Origin of the sequence: Oceanobacillus sp. FSL W7-1281 (assembly GCF_037969835.1) — a bacterium.
GTDB lineage: Bacteria > Bacillota > Bacilli > Bacillales > Amphibacillaceae > Oceanobacillus > Oceanobacillus oncorhynchi.
This window is the reverse complement of sequence record NZ_CP150214.1, coordinates 2,957,599-2,979,040: the sequence shown is the minus strand read 5'-3', so window position 1 is coordinate 2,979,040 and position 21,442 is coordinate 2,957,599. Positions and strand designations below refer to the sequence as shown.

Below are 21,442 nucleotides of genomic sequence, written 5' to 3'. Positions count from 1 at the left end.
AGGAGAGAATGGAAATGAAATTCCGGGATATTGCGGTTCTCATAGGCGTTATACTGGTTATTGTTATGCTGGTTATCCCGTTGCCTGGAGAATTTTTAAGTCTTCTCATATTAATTAATATCATACTTGCATTGGTTGTTATTTTAGTAGCCATGAATACCACGGAACCATTGCAATTTTCCGTATTTCCAACGCTGATTTTGTTGTTGACATTATTTCGGTTAGCTTTAAATGTGTCCACAACCCGTGCCATTCTCTCGGAAGGTGATGCAGGAGGAGTTGTAGAAACATTCGGCTCCTTTGTAATTGGAAATAACCCTTTAGTCGGGTTTGTTGTATTTATTATTTTAGTTATTATCAATTTTATTGTTATTACCAAAGGGGCAGAACGTGTATCGGAAGTAGCTGCCAGGTTCTCCCTCGATGGGATGCCGGGGAAGCAGATGAGTGTCGATGCGGATTTAAATGCTGGTTTAATTACAGAAAGCCAGGCAAAAGAACGACGGGAAAAAATTGAAAATGAAGCCGACTTTCATGGATCCATGGATGGGGCAAGTAAATTCGTAAAAGGAGATGCCATCGCCGGGATTGTCATTGTTCTGATCAATGTGCTTTTCGGTATGATTATCGGTGTGGCTCAAATGGGCTTGTCTTTGTCAGAGTCCGTTGAATTATTTACACGTCTTACTGTTGGGGACGGACTGGTCAGTCAAATACCTGCCTTGCTTATTTCAACGGCAACAGGGATTGTTGTTACGAGATCTGCCCGAGGCAGTAATTTAAGTTCGGATGTAACAGATCAGCTGCTGCAATTTCCGAAGCTTTTATATATCGCAGCAGGAACGATTTTCCTGCTCGGTCTCACTCCAATCAACTTTTTCTTAACGACGCTGCTTGCTGCCTTTTTAGCCTTCAGCGGGTATTGGATGGAGAAGAAAAGTGCGGAGCCGGAACAAGTTACAGAGGAAGAGGAAGAAGAAACCGAATCAACCGCTCTCAAGCAGCAGGAAAATGTGGTCAGTCTCTTGAATATGGATCCGATAGAATTTGAATTTGGCTATGGTTTAATTCCTTTAGCAGATACATCTCAGGGCGGTGATCTGCTGGACAGGGTCATTATGATACGGAGACAGCTGGCGATTGAACTGGGGCTGGTAATACCAGTAGTAAGAATCAGGGATAATATTCAGCTGCAGCCGAATGAATATCAATTGAAAATAAAAGGGGATAAGGTTGCCAGCGGTGAATTAATGCTGGACCATTATTTAGCTATGGCTCCTGACTTTTTAGAGGATGATATTGAAGGAATCGAAACGAAAGAACCTGCATTTGGTCTGCCTGCAAAATGGATAAGTGAGAATGTGAAAGATGAAGCGGAATTATCCGGTTATACGGTCGTTGATCCTCCTTCTGTTGTATCGACTCACCTGACAGAAGTAATTAAAAAACATGCATTTGAGCTCTTGGGAAGAGAGGAAACAAAACAGCTGATCGATCACTTAAAAGAAACAAATCCGATTTTAGTCGAGGAAGTAACCCCGGAACCATTGTCCGTCGGCGATGTTCAAAAAGTGCTGTCGAAGCTTTTAAGAGAAGGTGTATCTATCCGGAATCTGCCGGTAATCTTTGAAACATTAGCTGATTTTGCCAGATTGACTAATGATACAGATGTGCTGGGAGAATACGTCAGACAAGGATTAGCATCACAAATCACAAAAAGCTTTGTAAAAGATGATAATGCGTTGAAGGTGATTACGATATCTGGAAAGATTGAAAAAGCAATTGCTGACCATGTTCAACAGACAGAGCACGGCAATTACTTAGCGTTAGATCCGGATCAGCAGCAGGAAATTGTGCAGGCGATTCATAAGGAAGCGGAAAAAGTATCCCTTCAGGAAGAAACAACAATTATTATATGCTCGCCAGCAGTTCGGATGTATTTAAAGCAATTGTTAGACAGGTTCTTACCTCAAGTTGTTGTATTATCATACAATGAACTAGAACCGACTGTGGAGGTACAAAGTGTTGGGGTGGTGAATATCGCATGAAGATAAAGAAATATAAAGCACCGTCTATGCCGGAAGTAATGAAGCAGGTAAGGAAAGATTTTGGCACAGACGCAGTTATTTTACAATCCAGGCAAATTAAATCAGGCGGCATGTTGGGGTTTTTTAAAAAGAATTATATAGAGGTAGTTGCCGGCTATGACCCGGAACCGGTTCAGCCCGCTAAAAAAACAGCTGTCAAAAAAGAAGCTCCTGTACTGCAAAAGGAGAAGACCCCGGAAGCGGCGGCAGATGTTCCTCATTCTAAAGAACTGGAACAGGTTTATAAACTCCTGGAAGCGCAGAACAGACAGCTCCAGCTCAAGTTAACGCCGGATGAACAGCTGATATATGACCGCTTGACAGCGCAGGAGGTTCTTCCTGATATTGCTTTGGATCTCATCAAGGAAGGGAGCAATCAGACTGCTGCCTTCCAGAAAAGAATTCATGAAGAAATAGAAAAACGCTTGGAAGGGCTGCAATTAGGCTTCACATATCACCATAAAGTGATTCAATTTGTCGGTCCGACTGGTGTAGGAAAAACAACTACGATTGCAAAAATCGCCGCCCGCATGCAGCTGACAGAAAATAAAAGAATTGCGTTTATCACACTGGATACGTACCGGATAGCAGCAGTTGAGCAGCTGAAAACATATGCAAAGATTCTCCATATACCTGTACATGTAGCGTATAACAAGCAGGAATATCATCAGTATATCGCAGAGCTGCAGGATTATGATGTGATTTTAGTGGATACAGCCGGAAGAAATTATCGGGATGAAACCTACTTGAAAGATATGGCGGACTGGATAAACCCGGGGGAAGTAACAAATTATCTCGTATTATCAATGACGGCAAAACCGAAAGATTTTCTGGATATTTACGGAAAGTTTTCAGCAATCGGTGTTCATGGCCTTATCTTGACAAAATTAGATGAGACAGAGCAATACGGAAATATTTTGAATGCTGCATTTCATTATCCTGACATCCGAATCGGCTATATGACAAATGGGCAGGATGTTCCCGAGGACATGCTGAGTCCAACATTAAACCAGCTTAGCCGTTATATAATAGGTGATGAACAATGAGCTATGACCAGGCTGAACAGCTCCGAAACCGGTTATCCCCTGAAAGGACGGCAAAAACGATTGCTGTTTGCAGCGGAAAAGGCGGTGTAGGAAAATCAAATTTCACGCTTAATTTTTCGATGAAACTCGCACAGGAGAATCATAAAATCCTGGTATTTGATTTAGATGTGGGGATGGGAAATATCGATTTACTCCTTGGTATGCAGACAGACTATTCCATTGCTGATGTTTTAAATAATCGAATTTCGATTCAGGACGCCATTGTAAAAAGTCATTATGGCATAGATTATATTCCTGGAGGCTCAGGCCTGCACGATTTCTTAGAAATTAATGAGCATAAGAAAGCTATTTTTTATCAAGGGCTGGGAAAGGTATGGCGAGAATATGATTATGTGTTATTTGATATGGGAGCTGGTGTGACAGAGACTTCATTATTTTTTATTTTGGCAGCAGATGAATGTTTTATTGTCACTACGCCTGAACCGACGTCCATTACGGATGCATATGGAATGGTTAAGCATATATTATCGAATCAGCCGGATATGCCAATCTATACTATTTTAAATCGTTCAAGGAATAAAACAGAGGGCAGCAATATTCTCGATAACTTTCATACAGTTATTCGCCGTTTTCTGGACGCAGAGGCTCGAAGCTTAGGTTGTATTCCAGAAGACAGAAATATAATGAAAGCTGTCATGCATCAACAACCGTATACCAAGTTATATCCAAAAACGAAGGCTTCCAAAGCAATGGAGTCGATCCTGCAAACGTACGTAAATGACACAAACAGAACGGTACGTAAACCTGGCAGTTTCATAGAAAGGATAAAACATTTCATGAAGGGGTGAAGAAATGACTCTAATTAATGTTCTTGTCGTAGATGATTCTGCATTTATGAGAAAAATGATTTCAGAGATATTAACAGAGGATGGCAGATTTCATGTAGCTGGAACTGCCGTACATGGTGAAGACGGGGTAAATAAAGTGAAAAAGCTGCATCCGGATGTCGTAACCATGGATGTCCATATGCCGAAGCTGGATGGTTTAGGAGCTTTAAAACAGATTATGGAGGAATGTCCTGTTCCTGTGGTTATGCTGTCCAGTGAAACAAGAAAAGGCGCTGATTATACCATCCAGGCTATCTCGACAGGTGCGGTTGACTTTATTACAAAGCCGTCCGGGGCGATTTCATTAGATATTAAAAAGGTAGAAAAAGAAATATGTGACAAGGTCTATACAGCAGCAACCGTAAAAGTACATAAAAAAATAAATGGAGCAGCGCAGCATGTGCCGATAGAACGGATACAGCAGCCATTGACAATGCCTGCGAAGCCTTCTCTTTCCTCCAAAAAAATGGTTGCCATCGGAACATCTACTGGAGGCCCGAGAGCACTGCAGAAAGTCATTACCGCTTTACCAAAAGATCTTGGCGTTCCTGTTGCTGTTGTACAGCATATGCCTCCTGGATTTACTGCGTCTCTGGCAGAACGGTTAAATCAAATCAGCCGGGTGACTGTTAAAGAAGCGGAACATGGAGAATTAATGAAAAAGGGGACGGTCTACATCGCGCCGGGCGGATACCATATGGAAGTGAAAAGCAGCGGCATGGCATTAATGATTTCATTAAATCAACAACCGCTGGATAATGGTCATCGTCCGTCCGTCAATACATTATTCCGCTCCCTGTGTTCTCTTAAGAATTATCAGATTGTAACCTGCGTCTTAACAGGGATGGGGAATGACGGTACGCTTGGTTTAAAAGCATTGAAAAAAGCAAATTCCCATGTCGTTTCACTTGCAGAGACAGAAGAGACAGCTATTGTATATGGAATGCCGAAGTCTATTATCAATGAAGGTCTAGCTGATTATCAAGTGCCTTTAAATCAAATGGCTAGCCAGCTGAGCAATCTTGTTAAATAATAAATAACCGGAAGGGAAAGATTGGAATGACACAAGAACAGTTAACTCCAGAAAGATTAGAAAAAACAATCATTTTTGATTTGAATGGCAGTGAGTATGGGTTGCCGGTGAACTTTGTAGAGTCTATTGAAACATCCTTGCCTATTACACGTGTCCCGCACGAAAAAAATTATATTAAAGGTGTGATTAATCTTAGAGGGAAGATTATCCCTGTCATTGATCTGCGCATTCGGCTGGAAGAAGAGCCGGAGCATAACAAGGAAGAAGATCAGATAATCATCACCAAGATTGATGAGACACAAGTTGGGTTGATTATAGACAATGCAAATGATGTGCTAGACATCCCGGTTAATCTTTTGGAAAATCCTCCGGAAACCATAGGCACTGTAAAAAAAGAATACATCCATTCTATTGCTCATCTGAATAATCGGCTGATTGTTTTATTAGATATTTATAAATTATTAAATTTAGAAGAAATAAAAACAAAAGAATTGGATGATCAATGATGGATGTTTTCCAATTAACGAGCTTTCAGAAGGATATTTTGAAAGAAATAGGGAATATAGGTGCTGGAAACGCTGCAACCTCCTTATCACAGCTGTTGGGTCATAAAATAGATATGTTGGTTCCTAATGTGGAGATTGCTGATTTTAATGAAGTCATTGAATTGGTTGGCGGACCGGAACAGCCTATTGTCGGATTGATGTTTCAGGTGGAAGGGGAAATAACGGGTGTAATGGCTATTGTCGTTGATATTGAAGAAGCAGAGTATCTGGTACAAAAGCTGACGCATAATCCGGAATTTCGATTATCAGAAGAGACGAATGGAATAGAATTAGAGATTGCTATGTCTGCATTAAGTGAAATAGGAAATATTTTGACCGGGTCGTATCTTACCGCACTTTCTGACTTTACGGGTATGAATCTGCAGCCTTCTGTTCCGCATCTGGGAATCGATATGGCTGGTGCTATTATGACAATGGGCTTATTAGAAATTTCTCAGGTAACAGATTATGCAATTATTATTGATACGGAAATAAGGCAAGAGGAACGAGGCCATGAACAGATTAGAGGGAATTTCCTTTTTATTCCTGATCCAGAATCTTTTCAAAAGCTCTTTGCCAAATTAGGATGGTCTTAATATGAGTATAACGAAAACAATTGTAAATGTCGGTATTGCAGATACGAAAATTGTTCGCTCTCCTAATACGATTCGAACGCTGGGGCTTGGCTCTTGTATTGGAACGGTATTATACGATGAAAAACGCGGGATAGCTGGATTGTCTCATATTTTATTGCCTGACTCCAGTCAAGCAAGGGCCGGCAGTATAAGTGAGATGAAATATGCAGATACAGCCATCCCGCAGCTATTAGAAATGTTGCGGGAACAGGGAGCCAGAAATATGAAAGCAAAAATGGCCGGGGGAGCGCAAATGTTTCAGGTTGGCAAAGGAACAAGCTTTATGCGGATTGGTGATAAGAATATAGAAGCAGTCCAGGACGCACTCCGGAAATTAAATATTAAAGTCGTTTCCTCCGATGTAGGCGGTAATTTGGGAAGAACGATTGAGTTTGATCCAGTAACGTCCAAGCTTTCCATCAGAAAACGTAATCAGGATGTCTTTACAATTTAACCGATTTGAAAGGAGTGTGTCATCGTGAGTTCATTAGAGCCTTCACAAGAACAAATTTTATGGAAGCATTGGATGACCAGTCAAGATAATGAAGCAGCAAATTTACTCATTGAGAACTACATGTATCTTGTTTCCTTTCATACGGAAAGAATTGTAAGTCAATTGCCTAATCGTGTGGATCGTGAAGAAATCCGCAGCTATGGCTTGCTGGGTCTGTATGATGCATTGCACAAATTTGAGCTGAAACGTGATTTGAAGTTTGATACATATGCCTCATTTCGAATTAAAGGTTCGATCATGGATGGATTAAGAAAAGAAGATTGGCTGCCACGTTCGATTCGTGAGAAAACAAAAAGGGTGGAGCAGGCAAGTGAGATTTTTGAGCAAAAAAATCAACGGGAAGCACAGCCGGAGGATATTGCCGAAATGACAGGAATGCCTATTCATGACGTTGAAACAACATTACGGGATATGGTACTGAGCAACATGCTTTCTATTGAAGATAAACCAAAGGGGCAGGAGAATGACCTGAAAGAAGGTATCGGCTACAATGTATCAGATAAATCGGAGCTCAGACCGGAAGAAAGGCTTATCCAAGATGAGTGGAAGGACGAATTAATAGAAGGGATCAAGTCATTAAATGAAAAAGAACAGCTTGTCATCAGTCTTTTTTATCAAGAGGAATTAACCTTTACAGAGATTGGACAAGTATTGGAATTAACGACTTCCCGTATTTCACAAATCCATAAGCGAAGCATTGTAAAATTACGCTCAACGCTGCAAAAAATCACCCAGGTTTAATATGAGCATGTATGGAAGGGAAAAAATATGTCAACATTACTATGGATGATCAGCTTTTTACTACATGGCATTTCAATACTAGCTATTTATTTATTATTAAAGGACAGACAGAATGCTAATGGAAATAAACAAGCAGAAAATGTACTGAAAGAAACATTGGAAGAAATAAGGAAAGAGAATAGAATGCTGCAAAGCCTTCTGGAAGAGGATAAACAGCCTGACAAAAGTCCTGTAAAGCATGACAGCATAAAGTATCCTCCTTTCCCCCCTGCAGAGGAGAAGAAAGAGGGCGCTGCAATGATAGAGAAAGAAATGCAGCCTATAGAGGATTTTCAACCTGCTGCTTTTCAAGATGAAGTAGAAACATCCTTGGAAGCCCAAATACTGCAGCTTCACACAAACGGAGAAACAATAGACGATATAGCTAAAAAGTTAAATTGCGGAAAAACAGAAGCTGAAATAATTATCAAAATGCATCAAAAAAAGTCGTAGAAATCACTTGCCTCCTTGGGGAGGTTGTGGTATAGTAACCTTTGGTGTAAATAGTCTATCTATGATTAGTTAGCTAAAAATCACACGCATTTTGATTTATAAGGTTGGTGCTGATATTCAGTGTTCTTATAAAGAAGATAAATGCGGAGGAATAAAACCAATTAGGAGGAATTTATTATGGCAGCAATTTCAATGAAACAATTGCTAGAAGCTGGTGTACACTTTGGTCACCAAACACGTCGTTGGAATCCAAAAATGAAAAAATACATTTTCACGGAGCGTAACGGCATCTACATCATCGACTTACAAAAAACAGTTAAAAAAGTGGATGAAGCATACAACTACGTGAAGGACATCGCAGCAAACGGCGGTACAGTTCTTTTCGTCGGTACAAAAAAACAAGCTCAAGATTCTGTACGTGACGAAGCGGTCCGTTCAGGTATGTTCTATGTAAACCAACGCTGGTTAGGCGGAACATTAACAAACTTCCAAACAATCCGCAAACGTATTAACCGTTTGAAAGATATTGAAAAAATGGAAGAAGACGGTACTTTCGATGTACTTCCTAAAAAAGAAGTAGTAAATTTATTAAAAGAAAAAGATCGTCTTGTTAAATTCTTAGGTGGAATTAAAGAAATGAAAAAAATTCCAGACGCATTATTTGTAATTGATCCTCGTAAAGAGCGTATCGCAATTGCAGAAGCGCACAAACTAAACATTCCGATCATCGGAATTGTTGATACAAACTGCGACCCGGATGAAATCGATTATGTAATCCCTGCAAACGATGATGCAATCCGTGCAGTAAAACTTCTTACTTCAAAAATGGCAGATGCTATTCTGGAAGTAAAACAAGGTGAAGAAACAGAAGAAGCTGTTTCTGAACAAGACCAATTAGAAGCAGAAGTTACAGAAGAAGCTGCTTCCAAAGAGTAATCTTTTAAAAGGTGAGGGTGATAAGAGGATAGAAGCCTTTTATCACCCTTTTTTCAGGAAAGAAGAAGGAATAACAAAAATCAACATTTTTAAGGAGGAATTAACATGGCAGTAACTGCTAAAATGGTTAAAGAATTACGTGAAAAAACAGGTGCTGGAATGATGGATTGTAAAAAAGCACTGACAGAAACAAACGGAGATATGGAGCAGGCAATTGATTTTCTTCGTGAAAAAGGAATGGCGAAAGCTGCTAAAAAAGCAGATCGTGTTGCTGCAGAAGGTTTAACGCATATTGAATTAGACGGAAATAGAGCTGCAATTATTGAAGTAAACTGTGAAACAGACTTCGTTACAAAGAACGATCAATTCAAGCAATTGCTTTCTGACCTTGGAAAACACATTGTGAAAAATAATCCTGAAACTGTTGAAGAAGCTTTACAACAACCATTTTTAGATGGTTCTGAAACAGTTGACGCAGCAATCACTACAGTGGTTTCTAAAATTGGAGAAAAAATCTCCCTTCGCCGTTTCACTGTATTAGAAAAAACAGATAATGATGCTTTTGGTGCATACCTTCATATGGGCGGACGTATCGGCGTGCTTTCATTGTTGGAAGGAACAACAGACGAAGAAGTAGCGAAAGATGTTGCGATGCATGTAGCAGCTATTAATCCTCGTTATGTATCTCGTGATGAAGTTGCTGAAGAAGAAGTGAACAGCGAGCGTGAAGTGCTTAAAACACAAGCATTAAACGAAGGAAAACCAGAAAACATCGTTGAAAAAATGGTGGAAGGCCGTCTAGGTAAATTCTTCGAAGAAATTGTTCTTTTAGAACAAAGCTTTGTAAAAGATCCAGACCAAAAAGTGAAAAAATATGTTGGAGATAAAGGTGCTTCTGTAAAAGCATTTATTCGCTATGAAGTAGGCGAAGGAATGGAAAAACGTGAAGATAACTTTGCGGAAGAAGTAATGAGCCAAATCAAAAAATAAGTTGTGCAAATTAGGGGACATTAATTTGTTCCCTTCTTTGTAGGGGTTTTTCAAAAGGCCGAGTGAAAACTGGAAAGTTTAATTCGTCCTTTTGAGCATCCTCTTATAGCTATATATTGTAAATATATTTTTTCTCTGGAGGTTATTATGACGACAGCACATTATAATAGAGTTGTGTTAAAATTAAGTGGAGAGGCATTAAGTGGAGAAGAAGGATACGGAATCTCTCCTAAAATCATTCATTCCATTTCAGAACAGGTTAAAGAAATTGTAGAGCTTGGTGTAGAGGTTGCTGTAGTAGTTGGCGGCGGTAACATCTGGCGCGGTAAAGTAGGATCAGAAATGGGCATGGATAGAGCTTCAGCTGATTATATGGGGATGCTTGCAACAATTATGAATTCTCTTGCTTTACAGGACGGTCTGGAAACGATTGGTGTACAGACCAGAGTACAGACATCCATTGAAATGAGACAGGTTGCTGAACCATACATACGGCGGAAAGCGATTCGCCATCTGGAGAAAAAGCGTGTTGTTATTTTTGCTGCTGGTACTGGAAATCCTTATTTTTCTACAGATACAACAGCTGCATTACGTGCTGCAGAAATTGAAGCAGAAGTTATTTTAATGGCTAAAAACAACGTGGACGGCGTTTATACAGATGATCCTAAAATCAATAAAGAAGCAAAGAAATATGACTCACTTACCTATTTAGAAATGTTAAATGAAGGATTAGGTGTAATGGATTCTACCGCTTCTTCATTATGTATGGATAATGACTTACCGCTGATTGTCTTCTCTATTATGGAAGAAGGTAATATTAAACGAGTTGTGCAAGGTGAAAACATTGGAACAACGATAAGGGGGAACTAAACATGTCAGAATCAGTGATAAAAGATACGAAGGAAAAAATGGACCAGGCTGTTCAAGCTTATTCAAGAAATCTAGCCTCTGTTCGTGCTGGACGTGCCAATCCAAGTCTATTAGATACGGTTTATGTTGATTATTATGGTGCTTCTACACCGCTGAACCAACTAGCTCAGGTAGGTGCTCCAGAAGCTAGACTGCTGACCGTTACTCCATACGATAAGTCAGCAATTGGCGATATTGATAAAGCAATCCAAAAAGCGGACTTGGGACTTTCTCCATCGAATGATGGAAACATCATCCGCATCAATATTCCTGCACTTACACAAGAGAGAAGAAAAGACTTGGTTAAAGTAGTAGGGAAATATGCAGAAGAAGCTCGTGTACAAATCAGAAATCTTCGCCGCCAGGCAAATGACCAGCTGAAAAAAGCTGAAAAAAATGGCGATATGACAGAAGATGATTTAAGAGCATTTCAAGATGATGTTCAAGAAACAACAGATGCGTTTATTAAGCAAATTGAAGATTTAGCAAAAACAAAAGAAAATGAAATTATGGAAGTGTGATAGAGGATACATGCCTTCTATCCATCTTAACAGTACAACCCAGGCAAAATATATTTTGTTTAAAGGTGACAGTTTTCTGCTAACGTAGTAAGATGCCATTAAGCCCTCTTATTAAAGGGGGTTTTTGTATTAATGTTACTGGCAATCATGCACTTATATATGAATGGATAAAAAAGACTTCCGTACCCGATGTATGTCGCGGTTAGCGGAAAATCCTTTTCTAAACGTGTTATTTTATCGGATCTTTAAAAACAGCCGATTTCATACATGTTAAACGAAATACAGTCATATTATTTATTGGCATGGTCATGCCTTTCATCCCTTGTTCTTCGATAAAAGATGAAGAGGGTTTATGAACAAACAACCATTCGGGGGACGGAAAATGTCTATTAAAATTCCTTTTTTATCAAAACAACCAAAAGAACCGGATTCACTTTCTGAAGAAAATGCTCCTAATCATGTTGCTATCATCATGGATGGGAACGGCAGATGGGCACAAAAACGGGGATTACCCAGGTTTGCTGGTCATAAAGAGGGTGTATCTACGGTGAATAAAATCGTTAAAACCGCTGTGAAAGCAAATGTGAAGGTTTTAACGCTTTATGCTTTTTCAACAGAAAACTGGAAACGGCCAAAACAAGAAGTAGAATATATTTTAAAACTTCCAAAAGAGTTTTTGCATGTATATTTACCAAGTTTAATGGAAAATAATGTTCGTATCCAAACGATAGGCGATTTTCAGGCATTGCCGAGCCATACACAGGAAGCAGTAAACTACGCAAAAGAAAAAACGAAGCATAATGATGGTCTTATCTTAAACTTTGCCCTTAATTACGGCGGCCGTTACGAGATTTTAAAAGCAGTCAAGCAAATTGTAACGGAAGTAAAAGAAGATGATATCGATATGAACAGCTTAGATGAAGAAACCTTTTCAAAATATTTATATACAACTGGTGTTTCTGACCCGGATCTGTTGATCCGTACTGGCGGCGAATGCCGTTTAAGTAATTTTATGCTTTGGCAAATGGCGTATACGGAGTTTTGGTTTACAGATAAGCTGTGGCCGGAGTTTACAGAAGAAACATTCTATGAAGCATTACTTGCATATCAGCATCGGAAAAGACGATATGGAGGTATATAAGGTGATGATGATTTAATGAAGCAACGAACGATAACAGCAATTATAGCTCTGCTTGTATTTGTGCCGATTATTATTATTGGCGGTTTGCCATTTACTATTTTTGTCTATCTGTTAGCGACGATAGGGATAGTTGAATTAATGCGGATGCGCCATCCTGATAAGAATTTTTTTCCGTATGTTTTATCAGCTTTACTGACATGGGTTATTTTATTGCCTAATGAATTACTGGCTGATATTGAATGGCTGACGAAATATGAATTGATCTCTATCTTTATTTTTGTTTTATTGGCGTATACCGTGCTTGTAAAAAATGAGTTTACTTTTGACCAGGTCGGCTTTGTTGTCCTTGCGGCGTTTTATGTTGGTTTAGGGTTCTTTTATTTGCTGCAGACTAGAGATGGAGAAAATGCGCTGAGAAATATTTTATTTGCATTTTGCATTATTTGGGCAACGGATACTGGAGCCTACTTATTTGGACGCAAACTGGGAAAGCATAAATTATGGCCGACTATCAGCCCGAAGAAGACCGTTGAAGGCGCGCTGGGAGGTATTTTTGTAGCTGTAGTTGTAGCTGTGATTTTTCATCTGATAGCGCCATTTGAGCAATCCTGGCTGACATTGATTATTGTTACGATGATAGCTTCTGCCTTTGGACAAATCGGTGATTTGGTTGAATCTGCCTTTAAACGTGTGTATCATGTAAAAGATTCCGGGAATATTCTTCCTGGACACGGCGGCATTTTAGATCGCTTTGACAGCATGCTTTTTGTTTTTCCATTACTGCATTTTATTCACTTTTTTTAACAAATAGAAGCGAATATTGTAGAATTGGTAAAGTAAGCTGACTTATTGAATATACTAGGTGAAGAGCTTTCTTTTGGCTAATACATAACAAAATTACATTATCGGACAAGTTAGCATATATGTTATTCTTGTTCCGGCACATACATGTATAGTTCCTGCTGCAGGATACTATATGAATGAGAAATAAATGATTGTTATGTGAACTTGTTGCGGAGAATCAAATGGTTAAATACTCCCTAACAACCTCTTTCTACCTTTATAAAAAAGGAAGGTGCTGTCATGACAACGGTTATTGCGTTTATATTGATGTTTGGTCTGCTCGTTTCCATTCATGAGTGGGGCCACCTGATTTTTGCAAAAAGAGCAGGCATGCTTGTCCGTGAATTTGCAATTGGCTTCGGCCCCAAAATATTGTCATTCACAAAAAATGAGACGCTTTATACAATCCGGTTGATTCCGGCGGGCGGATATGTCCGTGTTGCTGGAGATGACCCGGAAATTGTAGAGTTAAAACCAGGGCATCATATTGCGCTTGATTTTAACAGAGATGGAAAAGTATCTAAAATTATTGTAAATAACAAATCAAAGCATCCGAATGCCCGGACGATTGAAGTAGAGAAGGTCGATCTTGACCATAAGCTGTATATCGAAGGCTATGAATTGGATGACGAAGAGACAAAGCTTCATTTCGATGTCGATCCGAAAGCGATGTTTATCGTGGATGAACAGGAAACACAGATTGCTCCTTTCGATAGACAATTTGCATCTAAAACGGTCGGACAGCGTGCCATGCAGCTTTTTGCCGGGCCAATGATGAACTTTGTACTTGCCATCTTTATCTTCCTGCTTATGGGGATGATTCAAGGCGTTCCGGTAGAGGAAGCACAAATGGGTGAGGTCCAGCCGGAAAGCCCGGCAGAAGAAGCGGGGCTGCAGGAAAATGATGTTATTACACAAATAGGAGATCAATCTGTCTCAACCTGGGATCAATTTACGGATATTGTCCGGGAAAATCCGGATGAGGAATTAGATTTGGTTATCTCCAGAGGTGACACAGAGCAAGAATTAACGGTTGTCCCAGCTGAAGTGGAGACCGTGGACGATAGAGGAGATCCAATTCATATCGGGCAAATCGGTGTAACTCCGGCTTATGAAAAAAATATCCTTGGAACATTAGTATTTGGATTTGAGACAACTTATGAAACGTCGAAGCTTATACTTAACAATTTAGTCATGTTGGTTACGGGCCAGCTTTCCATTGATGTTCTATCAGGGCCCGTAGGAATTTATGATGCGACAGATCAGGTTGTTCAATCTGGCTTTACAAACTTTTTAATGTGGACAGCGATGTTGAGTATTAATTTAGGAATTATTAATTTAGTTCCTCTGCCAGCATTAGATGGCGGTCGCTTAATGTTTGTCGGACTGGAAGCTGTCAGAGGAAAACCGATAGCTGCAGAAAAGGAAGGAGTCTTTCATTTTGTCGGGTTTGCCCTCTTGATGCTCTTAATGATTGTTGTCACATGGAATGACATTCAGCGATTATTCTTGTAAAATAAAATAGTAAATCTAATAGGTTACCCTTGTCGGTTTATAGACAAGGGTTTCGTGTTTTCGCTTAAATTATAGGAAAAAATTTCTTCCTGTGTAGTCAAATATCTATCTACAATTGGAGGGGTATAGATGAGTATTTCCAAGCAAGAAAAAATGAAATTACTGCTTGAGCAAATTCAGTTGTCTGAGACATCGATTCAAACGTATTTTGCCTCAAGTTATTTAGAAAAAGTAGAGGTTTATAAGCAAGAGAAGAAATGGCATTTTTATATTCATTTAGAGGATGTTCTTCCATTCGATGAATATTTATATTTCCAACAGTCTTTGCAAAAAAGCTTCTCATCCATTGCCGAGAAGGTCGAGCTGACATTACATACAGATAATAAGCAATGTAATGAAAAAGATATTGGTGTATATTGGAAACACTTTTTAGCAACAACTTCCATTTCACCTGCATATCAGGAAATGGTAATGCAGCAAACGCCTCAAATTGTGGAAAATAAGATAATCTTAACTTCAAGAAATGAAGCAGAATCAAATATTTTGAAGAAAAGACTTGAACCAGCCTTCAGTCAATTCTGTTATCAAATTGGTTCCAGACCTTACTCCATTGATTTGGAAGTGAATGCTGACCAAAGTGAGATGAAAGCATTCCAGGACAATAAAGCAAAAGAAGATCAGGCGCTTGTCCAAAAAACCGTGCAGGAAAAAGAAAAGCGGGATAAAGAGAAGGATACACCGGTCAGCCAGCCGCTGGCAATCGGCTATAAAATTCAGGACGAGCCGGCAGAGATGAATCAAATCCTGGAAGAAGAAAGACGGATTACTGTACAAGGCTATGTATTTGATTCAGAAATCAGAGAGCTGCGGTCTGGAAGAAGCCTTTTGATTATTAAAGCAACAGACTATACCGATTCCCTGCAAATAAAAATGTTCTCCAAGGGGGATGAGGATGTCAATAAATTTCAATCTGTTAAAAAAGGGATGTGGGTAAAAGCTCGCGGCAGCATCCAAACAGATATGTATACCAATGAATTGGCAATGATGGCAAAGGATATTCATGAGGTACAAGTAAGAGAAAAACAAGATGAGGCGCCAGAGGATGAAAAAAGAGCAGAGCTGCACGCACATACGACAATGAGCCAAATGGATGCGGTCGTTTCTCCGGATGCATTGGTGGAACAGGCTGCCAAATGGGGGCATCCTGCTGTAGCGATTACAGATCATGCTGGTGTACAAGGATTCCCAGACGCTTACTATGCAGGGAAGAAACATGGCATTAAAGTGCTTTATGGTGTAGAAGCAAATCTAGTCGATGACGGTGTTCCGATTGCCTACAATGAGAGTGACCGTTTACTAAAAGATGCAAACTATATTGTATTTGACGTGGAAACAACAGGGCTCTCTGCTGTGTATGATACGATTATCGAATTAGCTGCAGTAAAGGTACATGACGGTGAAATCATTGACCGATTTGAATCATTTGCTAATCCGCATCATCCGCTGTCTGAGACAACGACGAATTTAACGGGGATTACGGATGATATGGTTAAGGATGCTCCTGAAGTCGGCGATGTCTTAAAAGATTTTCATGCCTGGATGGGAGAAGATATATTAGTAGCGCATAATGCAAGCTTTGATATGGGCTTCTTAAATCAAGGATTTAAACGGATTGGCTATGAAAAAGCAGCTAACCCAGTTATTGACACATTAGAATTAGCCAGATTTTTAATTACAGAGCTTAAAAATCATCGTTTAAATACGTTATGTAAGCATTTAGGAATTGAGTTGACGCAGCATCACCGTGCCATTTATGACGCGGAAGCAACAGGTTATTTATTGTGGAATCTGGTTCAGAAATTAATGGAAAGAGAAATCACCAATCATCAGGACTTAAATAATCATATGGGAGAGAATAATGCTTATCAGCGCTCCAGACCTTTTCATTGTACGATTTTAGCGCAGACGCAGGAAGGTTTGAAAAATCTATACAAGATTGTATCCCATGCGCATATTGATTATTTCTATCGTGAACCGAGACTGCCACGGTCTATTTTGAAAAAATACCGTAAAGGTCTCTTGATCGGGACGGCTTGTGACAGAGGAGAAGTCTTTGAAACCATGATGCAAAAATCCGAGGAAGAAGCGGAGCAGGTTGCCGAGTTTTATGATTATATTGAAGTGCAGCCGCCGAAAAACTACATCCATTTAGTAGATAAGGATTTAGTGCAAAACGAAGCACAGATAGTAGATATCTTGCGGAAGCTTGTTAACCTTGGGGAACGGATGGGGAAATTAGTAACTGCGACCGGGAATGTGCATTATTTGCAAGATATTGATAAGCAGTACCGGCAAATCCTGATTGCATCGCAGGCTGGTAATCCATTAAACAGGCAGACACTGCCGGATACACCGTTCCGGACGACAGGTGAAATGCTTGGAGCTTTCTCCTTTTTAGGAAAAGAAAAAGCAAAAGAAATTGTGGTACAAAATACGCAGCAGCTAGCTGACAGTATAGAGGATATCTCTCCTATTCAGGATGGCTTGTTTACACCGAACATTGAAGGCGCGGAGCAAGACATGCGTGATTTATGCTATGATATGGCGAAAAAAGTATATGGCGAGCCGATACCGGAAATTGTTACCAAACGGTTGGAGACAGAATTAGAAAGTATTATCGGAAATGGATTCGCGGTAATTTATTTGATTTCCCATAAACTGGTTAAAAAATCCTTGGATGATGGCTATCTTGTAGGCTCACGGGGCTCTGTCGGATCTTCCTTTGTTGCTACGATGACCGAAATTACAGAGGTTAACCCGCTTCCGCCGCATTATGTCTGTCCAAGCTGTAAGCATGCTGAGTTCTTTACAGACGGATCTGTAGCGAGCGGTTTTGACCTGGAAGATAAAAATTGTCCAGAGTGCGGAGCTGCACTTGTAAAGGATGGACAGGATATTCCTTTTGAAACGTTCTTAGGCTTTAAAGGAGATAAGGTTCCGGATATTGACTTGAACTTCTCAGGAGATTATCAGCCGCGCGCTCATAACTATACGAAAGAACTGTTTGGTATAGATAGTGTGTACCGGGCTGGAACAATTGGAACGGTAGCTGAAAAAACGGCCTATGGCTATGTGAAAGGCTATGCTTCCGACCATCAGCTTGTTTATAAAAATGCGGAGATTGACCGTCTTGTACAAGGCTGTACCGGAGTGAAAAGAACAACCGGGCAGCATCCGGGAGGAATTATCGTTGTTCCCGATGATAAGGAAATTTATGATTTCACACCGATACAGTTCCCGGCGGATGACCGGAACAGTGAATGGCGGACAACACATTTTGATTTCCACTCGATTCACGATAATCTGCTGAAGCTGGATATACTTGGACACGATGATCCGACTGTTATCCGTATGCTGCAGGATTTAAGCGGAATCGATCCTAAAACTATCCCTACCGATGATGAAGAAGTGATGAAAATCTTTGGCGGAACAGAGTCTTTAGGAGTGACTCCGGAGCAAATCCAGTGTAAAACTGGCACGCTGGGAGTACCTGAATTTGGTACAAAATTTGTGCGGCAGATGCTTGAGGATACGAAGCCAAACACCTTTGCAGAACTGTTGATTATATCAGGTCTGTCCCACGGTACCGACGTGTGGCTCGGCAATGCACAGGAGCTGATTAATAACGGCACGTGTAAGCTTCCGGATGTTATCGGCTGCCGTGATGATATTATGGTCTATTTAATGCATAAAGGCTTAGAGCCTTCCTTGGCATTTAATATCATGGAGTTTGTCCGTAAAGGTAAAGGGTTGAAGGATGAATGGATTGAGGAAATGAAGAAAAACAACGTACCTGACTGGTATATTGAATCTTGTAAGAAAATCAAATACATGTTCCCGAAAGCCCATGCGGCAGCTTATGTTTTAATGGCTGTACGAATCGCTTATTTCAAAGTGCATCACCCGATTCTTTTTTATGCGGCATATTTCACCGTTCGTGCGGATGATTTTGAGTTAGATACGATGATTAAAGGTTCGGATGCTATCCGTAAACGTATGGAAGAGATTAATTATAAGGGCAATGACGCATCGCCAAAAGAGAAGAACTTATTGACTGTGCTTGAGCTTTCATTAGAAATGTGTGAACGCGGCCTATCTTTAAAAAAGGTAGATTTATATAAATCAAGCGCAACCGAATTTATCGTTGACGGTGATTCGCTGCTTCCTCCTTTCAATGCTGTGGACGGCTTAGGCACCAATGCGGCATTAAATATTGTGAAGGCCCGTGAAGAAGGAGAATTTCTTTCTAAAGAAGATTTAAGAGAAAGAAGTAAAATTTCCAAAACTGTGCTGGAGTATTTAGATACGCACGGATGCTTAGAAGGTATGGAAGAGAAAAACCAGCTTTCCTTATTCTAAATGTGAAAGACATGCGCATAAATCCGTTTGTTTTTGGAGAAACTAAAAGAAATTAGTTGAGGGTAAAAAGCGCTGTAGTATTGATTTGGAGGTTTGCAAAGGGGTATAGAATATGCTATACTATTTTTGTTTAGAATGTTCGATACGTACGAATGTAAAGAGTGGGTGCACACCCACTCTTTATTCATACCTCGCCTAAACAAGACTCTCTGCTTCCCCCGCCGTATTTTAGGCAGGGGTTTTATATTGATTGAAGGCGTGAGGACATGGTTAAAGGAGGTTTACACTTGAGTTCCAAGATAATTGAGATAACAACCGAATTAGTTAATCCGATTTTAGAAGAGAAAAATTTAGAATTAGTTGATATCGAGTATGTGAAAGAAGGGAAAAACTGGTTTCTACGTGTTTATATTGATAAAGAAGGTGGTATTGACATTGTAGAATGCGGTGAGGTCTCTGAACAGTTAAGTGAAAAACTGGATAAAGCTGACCCGATAAAAGAAGCTTATTTTCTAGAAGTATCTTCCCCGGGAGTTGAAAAACCGTTAAAAACACTGGATGACTTTAAAAAGAACATTGGTAACAATGTTTTTGTGAAGTTATATGAAAAAATTGATGGTGAAAAAACGTATGAAGGCATTTTACAAAATGTAGAGAACGATACCCTTTCTATTGAATACAAAATTAAAACGAGAAAGAAAATCGTAGAAATACCTTATGATAAGGTAGCAAAAGCAAGACTGGCAGTCTTGTTTTAATGAAGAGTACGAGAACAACATCCAAAAGGGGGAAAACAAAAAGTGAGCACGCAGTTGTTTGATGCGATTGATCATTTAGCAAAAGAAAAAGGGATAGACAAGGATATATTGATGGAGGCTTTGGAAGCAGCGCTTATTTCTGCTTATAAAAAGAATTTTAAGTCCGCATCGAATGTTCGGGTAGAGTTGAATGAAATTACTGGAAAGATGGCTGTTTACGCAAGAAAAACAATTGTCGAAAATGTAGAAGACTCGCAGCTGGAAATATCTCTTGACGAAGCAAAAAGTATTAATCCGAATTATGATGTAGATGATGTTATTGAAGTGGAAGTAACACCGAAAGATTTTGGACGTATTGCTGCCCAGGCTGCTAAACAAGTAGTTACCCAGCGAGTGCGTGAAGCAGAACGAGGCGTTATCTTCTCTGAGTATATTGATAGAGAAGAAGATGTCATGACTGGAATTATTCAGCGTAAAGATTCACGTTTCGTCTATGTGAACCTTGGCAAAATTGAAGCCAAGCTGGCAGAGGCAGAACAGATGCCTACAGAAGAATACCATATTCATGACCGGCTGAAGGTTTACGTGACAAAGGTTGAGAATACAAGCAAGGGGCCGCAAATCTATATTTCCCGCTCACATCCAGGCTTGTTAAAGCGTTTATTTGAAATGGAAGTTCCTGAAATTTATGATGGAATTGTTGAAATTAAATCTGTTTCCCGTGAAGCTGGCGACCGCTCTAAAATTTCTGTTCATGCACCAGACCCGGAAATTGATCCGGTGGGATCTTGTGTGGGCCAAAAAGGACAGCGTGTGCAAGCAATCGTAACAGAATTAAAAGGTGAAAAAATCGATATTGTAGAGTGGTCTGAGGATCCTGTCGTTTATGTATCGAACGCATTAAGTCCTTCTAAAGTATTGAAAGTATTTGTTGATGAGGAAGAAAAAGCAACGACAGTCGTTGTTCCAGATTATCAACTGTCTCTGGCAATCGGTAAAAGAGGACAAAATGCACGTTTAGCCGCTAAACTTACAGGCTGGAAAATTGATATCAAAAGTGAAACGGATGCAAGAGCAGAAGGTTTGCTGGATGATGCAGAAATAGAAGAAGCTTATTCTGACAACGATGAAGATTTGTTTGAATAAGGAGGTATTTTAACTTGGCTAAGAAGAAAAAGATACCAGAGAGAAAATGTGTTATTACAAATGAAATGAAGCCTAAAAAAGAATTGATCCGCATTGTCCGGAATAAAGAAGGGGAAGTGTTCGTTGACGTAACTGGCAAGAAAAACGGACGAGGAGCTTACCTTTCCAAGAATAAGTCTGTGATAGAACAGGCTCGGAAAACCAATGCGCTTAACAAAATTTTGAACGCAGAAGTAAGTCCAACAATCTACGATGAGTTAGAAGCTTTAGTAGAGGGAGAATGA

General features: G+C 39.8%; 20 protein-coding genes. All 20 read left to right on the top strand.

Features of this window, described 5'->3' with window-relative positions:
• The first annotated feature begins 14 nt into the window (after positions 1-14).
• Positions 15-2,048, top strand: a complete 2,034-nt coding sequence (gene flhA / locus MKX55_RS14780; protein ID WP_339233357.1) for a flagellar biosynthesis protein FlhA — start codon at positions 15-17, stop codon at positions 2,046-2,048.
• Positions 2,045-3,133 carry a flagellar biosynthesis protein FlhF gene (gene flhF, locus MKX55_RS14775; RefSeq protein ID WP_339178192.1) on the top strand — a complete coding sequence of 363 codons (1,089 nt, stop codon included), beginning with the start codon at positions 2,045-2,047 and terminating at the stop codon, positions 3,131-3,133. Before flhA ends, flhF begins: the two co-directional genes overlap by 4 nt.
• Positions 3,130-3,981, top strand: coding sequence for a MinD/ParA family protein (locus MKX55_RS14770; protein ID WP_339233355.1), 852 nt, complete (start codon positions 3,130-3,132; stop codon positions 3,979-3,981). Before flhF ends, MKX55_RS14770 begins: the two co-directional genes overlap by 4 nt.
• 4 nt (positions 3,982-3,985) lie before the next feature.
• Positions 3,986-5,053 carry a chemotaxis response regulator protein-glutamate methylesterase gene (locus MKX55_RS14765; protein ID WP_339233354.1) on the top strand — a complete coding sequence of 356 codons (1,068 nt, stop codon included), beginning with the start codon at positions 3,986-3,988 and terminating at the stop codon, positions 5,051-5,053.
• Between the two features lie 26 nt (positions 5,054-5,079).
• A complete protein-coding gene (locus MKX55_RS14760) occupies positions 5,080-5,559 on the top strand; it encodes a chemotaxis protein CheW (protein WP_339233353.1) in 480 nt (159 codons plus the stop codon).
• Complete coding sequence (locus MKX55_RS14755; protein ID WP_339185263.1) at positions 5,559-6,194, top strand: chemotaxis protein CheC; 636 nt, start codon at positions 5,559-5,561, stop codon at positions 6,192-6,194. Before MKX55_RS14760 ends, MKX55_RS14755 begins: the two co-directional genes overlap by 1 nt.
• A gap of 1 nt (position 6,195) precedes the next feature.
• Positions 6,196-6,687 carry a chemotaxis protein CheD gene (locus MKX55_RS14750; protein ID WP_339178181.1) on the top strand — a complete coding sequence of 164 codons (492 nt, stop codon included), beginning with the start codon at positions 6,196-6,198 and terminating at the stop codon, positions 6,685-6,687.
• A gap of 24 nt (positions 6,688-6,711) precedes the next feature.
• Positions 6,712-7,488, top strand: coding sequence for a FliA/WhiG family RNA polymerase sigma factor (locus MKX55_RS14745; protein ID WP_193064977.1), 777 nt, complete (start codon positions 6,712-6,714; stop codon positions 7,486-7,488).
• A 27-nt stretch (positions 7,489-7,515) separates the two neighbouring features.
• Positions 7,516-7,980, top strand: a complete 465-nt coding sequence (locus MKX55_RS14740; protein ID WP_193064978.1) for a hypothetical protein — start codon at positions 7,516-7,518, stop codon at positions 7,978-7,980.
• Positions 7,981-8,157: 177 nt separating this feature from the next.
• A complete protein-coding gene (gene rpsB, locus MKX55_RS14735) occupies positions 8,158-8,916 on the top strand; it encodes a 30S ribosomal protein S2 (RefSeq protein ID WP_339178175.1) in 759 nt (252 codons plus the stop codon).
• Positions 8,917-9,021: 105 nt separating this feature from the next.
• A complete protein-coding gene (gene tsf / locus MKX55_RS14730) occupies positions 9,022-9,906 on the top strand; it encodes a translation elongation factor Ts (protein ID WP_042534994.1) in 885 nt (294 codons plus the stop codon).
• 147 nt (positions 9,907-10,053) lie between these two features.
• Positions 10,054-10,776: a UMP kinase gene (pyrH, locus tag MKX55_RS14725; protein ID WP_042534993.1), complete on the top strand. Its 723-nt coding sequence runs from the start codon at positions 10,054-10,056 to the stop codon at positions 10,774-10,776.
• Positions 10,777-10,778: 2 nt separating this feature from the next.
• Positions 10,779-11,336 (top strand): ribosome recycling factor, encoded by a 558-nt coding sequence (gene frr / locus MKX55_RS14720; protein ID WP_339178170.1) that lies wholly within the window; start codon positions 10,779-10,781, stop codon positions 11,334-11,336.
• A gap of 382 nt (positions 11,337-11,718) precedes the next feature.
• Positions 11,719-12,477 carry an isoprenyl transferase gene (locus MKX55_RS14715; RefSeq protein ID WP_339178169.1) on the top strand — a complete coding sequence of 253 codons (759 nt, stop codon included), beginning with the start codon at positions 11,719-11,721 and terminating at the stop codon, positions 12,475-12,477.
• 15 nt (positions 12,478-12,492) lie between these two features.
• Positions 12,493-13,281 (top strand): phosphatidate cytidylyltransferase, encoded by a 789-nt coding sequence (locus MKX55_RS14710; protein WP_042534988.1) that lies wholly within the window; start codon positions 12,493-12,495, stop codon positions 13,279-13,281.
• 279 nt (positions 13,282-13,560) lie between these two features.
• Positions 13,561-14,835: an RIP metalloprotease RseP gene (gene rseP / locus MKX55_RS14705; RefSeq protein ID WP_339178167.1), complete on the top strand. Its 1,275-nt coding sequence runs from the start codon at positions 13,561-13,563 to the stop codon at positions 14,833-14,835.
• Between the two features lie 129 nt (positions 14,836-14,964).
• Positions 14,965-19,254: a PolC-type DNA polymerase III gene (locus tag MKX55_RS14700; RefSeq protein WP_339233351.1), complete on the top strand. Its 4,290-nt coding sequence runs from the start codon at positions 14,965-14,967 to the stop codon at positions 19,252-19,254.
• A gap of 287 nt (positions 19,255-19,541) precedes the next feature.
• Positions 19,542-20,012, top strand: a complete 471-nt coding sequence (gene rimP, locus MKX55_RS14695; protein ID WP_339178163.1) for a ribosome maturation factor RimP — start codon at positions 19,542-19,544, stop codon at positions 20,010-20,012.
• A gap of 42 nt (positions 20,013-20,054) precedes the next feature.
• Positions 20,055-21,158, top strand: coding sequence for a transcription termination factor NusA (nusA, locus tag MKX55_RS14690; RefSeq protein WP_339178162.1), 1,104 nt, complete (start codon positions 20,055-20,057; stop codon positions 21,156-21,158).
• A 14-nt stretch (positions 21,159-21,172) separates the two neighbouring features.
• A complete protein-coding gene (locus MKX55_RS14685; RefSeq protein ID WP_339178159.1) occupies positions 21,173-21,442 on the top strand; it encodes a YlxR family protein in 270 nt (89 codons plus the stop codon).

Bases quoted from the DNA above. Each gene is read 5' to 3' on its own strand.
- flhA (WP_339233357.1), top strand. From the start codon at position 15: ATGAAATTCCGGGATATTGCGGTTCTCATAGGCGTTATACTGGTTATT.
- flhF (WP_339178192.1), top strand. From the start codon at position 2,045: ATGAAGATAAAGAAATATAAAGCACCGTCTATGCCGGAAGTAATGAAG.
- MKX55_RS14770 (WP_339233355.1), top strand. From the start codon at position 3,130: ATGAGCTATGACCAGGCTGAACAGCTCCGAAACCGGTTATCCCCTGAA.
- MKX55_RS14765 (WP_339233354.1), top strand. From the start codon at position 3,986: ATGACTCTAATTAATGTTCTTGTCGTAGATGATTCTGCATTTATGAGA.
- MKX55_RS14760 (WP_339233353.1), top strand. From the start codon at position 5,080: ATGACACAAGAACAGTTAACTCCAGAAAGATTAGAAAAAACAATCATT.
- MKX55_RS14755 (WP_339185263.1), top strand. From the start codon at position 5,559: ATGGATGTTTTCCAATTAACGAGCTTTCAGAAGGATATTTTGAAAGAA.
- MKX55_RS14750 (WP_339178181.1), top strand. From the start codon at position 6,196: ATGAGTATAACGAAAACAATTGTAAATGTCGGTATTGCAGATACGAAA.
- MKX55_RS14740 (WP_193064978.1), top strand. From the start codon at position 7,516: ATGTCAACATTACTATGGATGATCAGCTTTTTACTACATGGCATTTCA.
- rpsB (WP_339178175.1), top strand. From the start codon at position 8,158: ATGGCAGCAATTTCAATGAAACAATTGCTAGAAGCTGGTGTACACTTT.
- tsf (WP_042534994.1), top strand. From the start codon at position 9,022: ATGGCAGTAACTGCTAAAATGGTTAAAGAATTACGTGAAAAAACAGGT.
- pyrH (WP_042534993.1), top strand. From the start codon at position 10,054: ATGACGACAGCACATTATAATAGAGTTGTGTTAAAATTAAGTGGAGAG.
- frr (WP_339178170.1), top strand. From the start codon at position 10,779: ATGTCAGAATCAGTGATAAAAGATACGAAGGAAAAAATGGACCAGGCT.
- MKX55_RS14715 (WP_339178169.1), top strand. From the start codon at position 11,719: ATGTCTATTAAAATTCCTTTTTTATCAAAACAACCAAAAGAACCGGAT.
- MKX55_RS14710 (WP_042534988.1), top strand. From the start codon at position 12,493: ATGAAGCAACGAACGATAACAGCAATTATAGCTCTGCTTGTATTTGTG.
- rseP (WP_339178167.1), top strand. From the start codon at position 13,561: ATGACAACGGTTATTGCGTTTATATTGATGTTTGGTCTGCTCGTTTCC.
- MKX55_RS14700 (WP_339233351.1), top strand. From the start codon at position 14,965: ATGAGTATTTCCAAGCAAGAAAAAATGAAATTACTGCTTGAGCAAATT.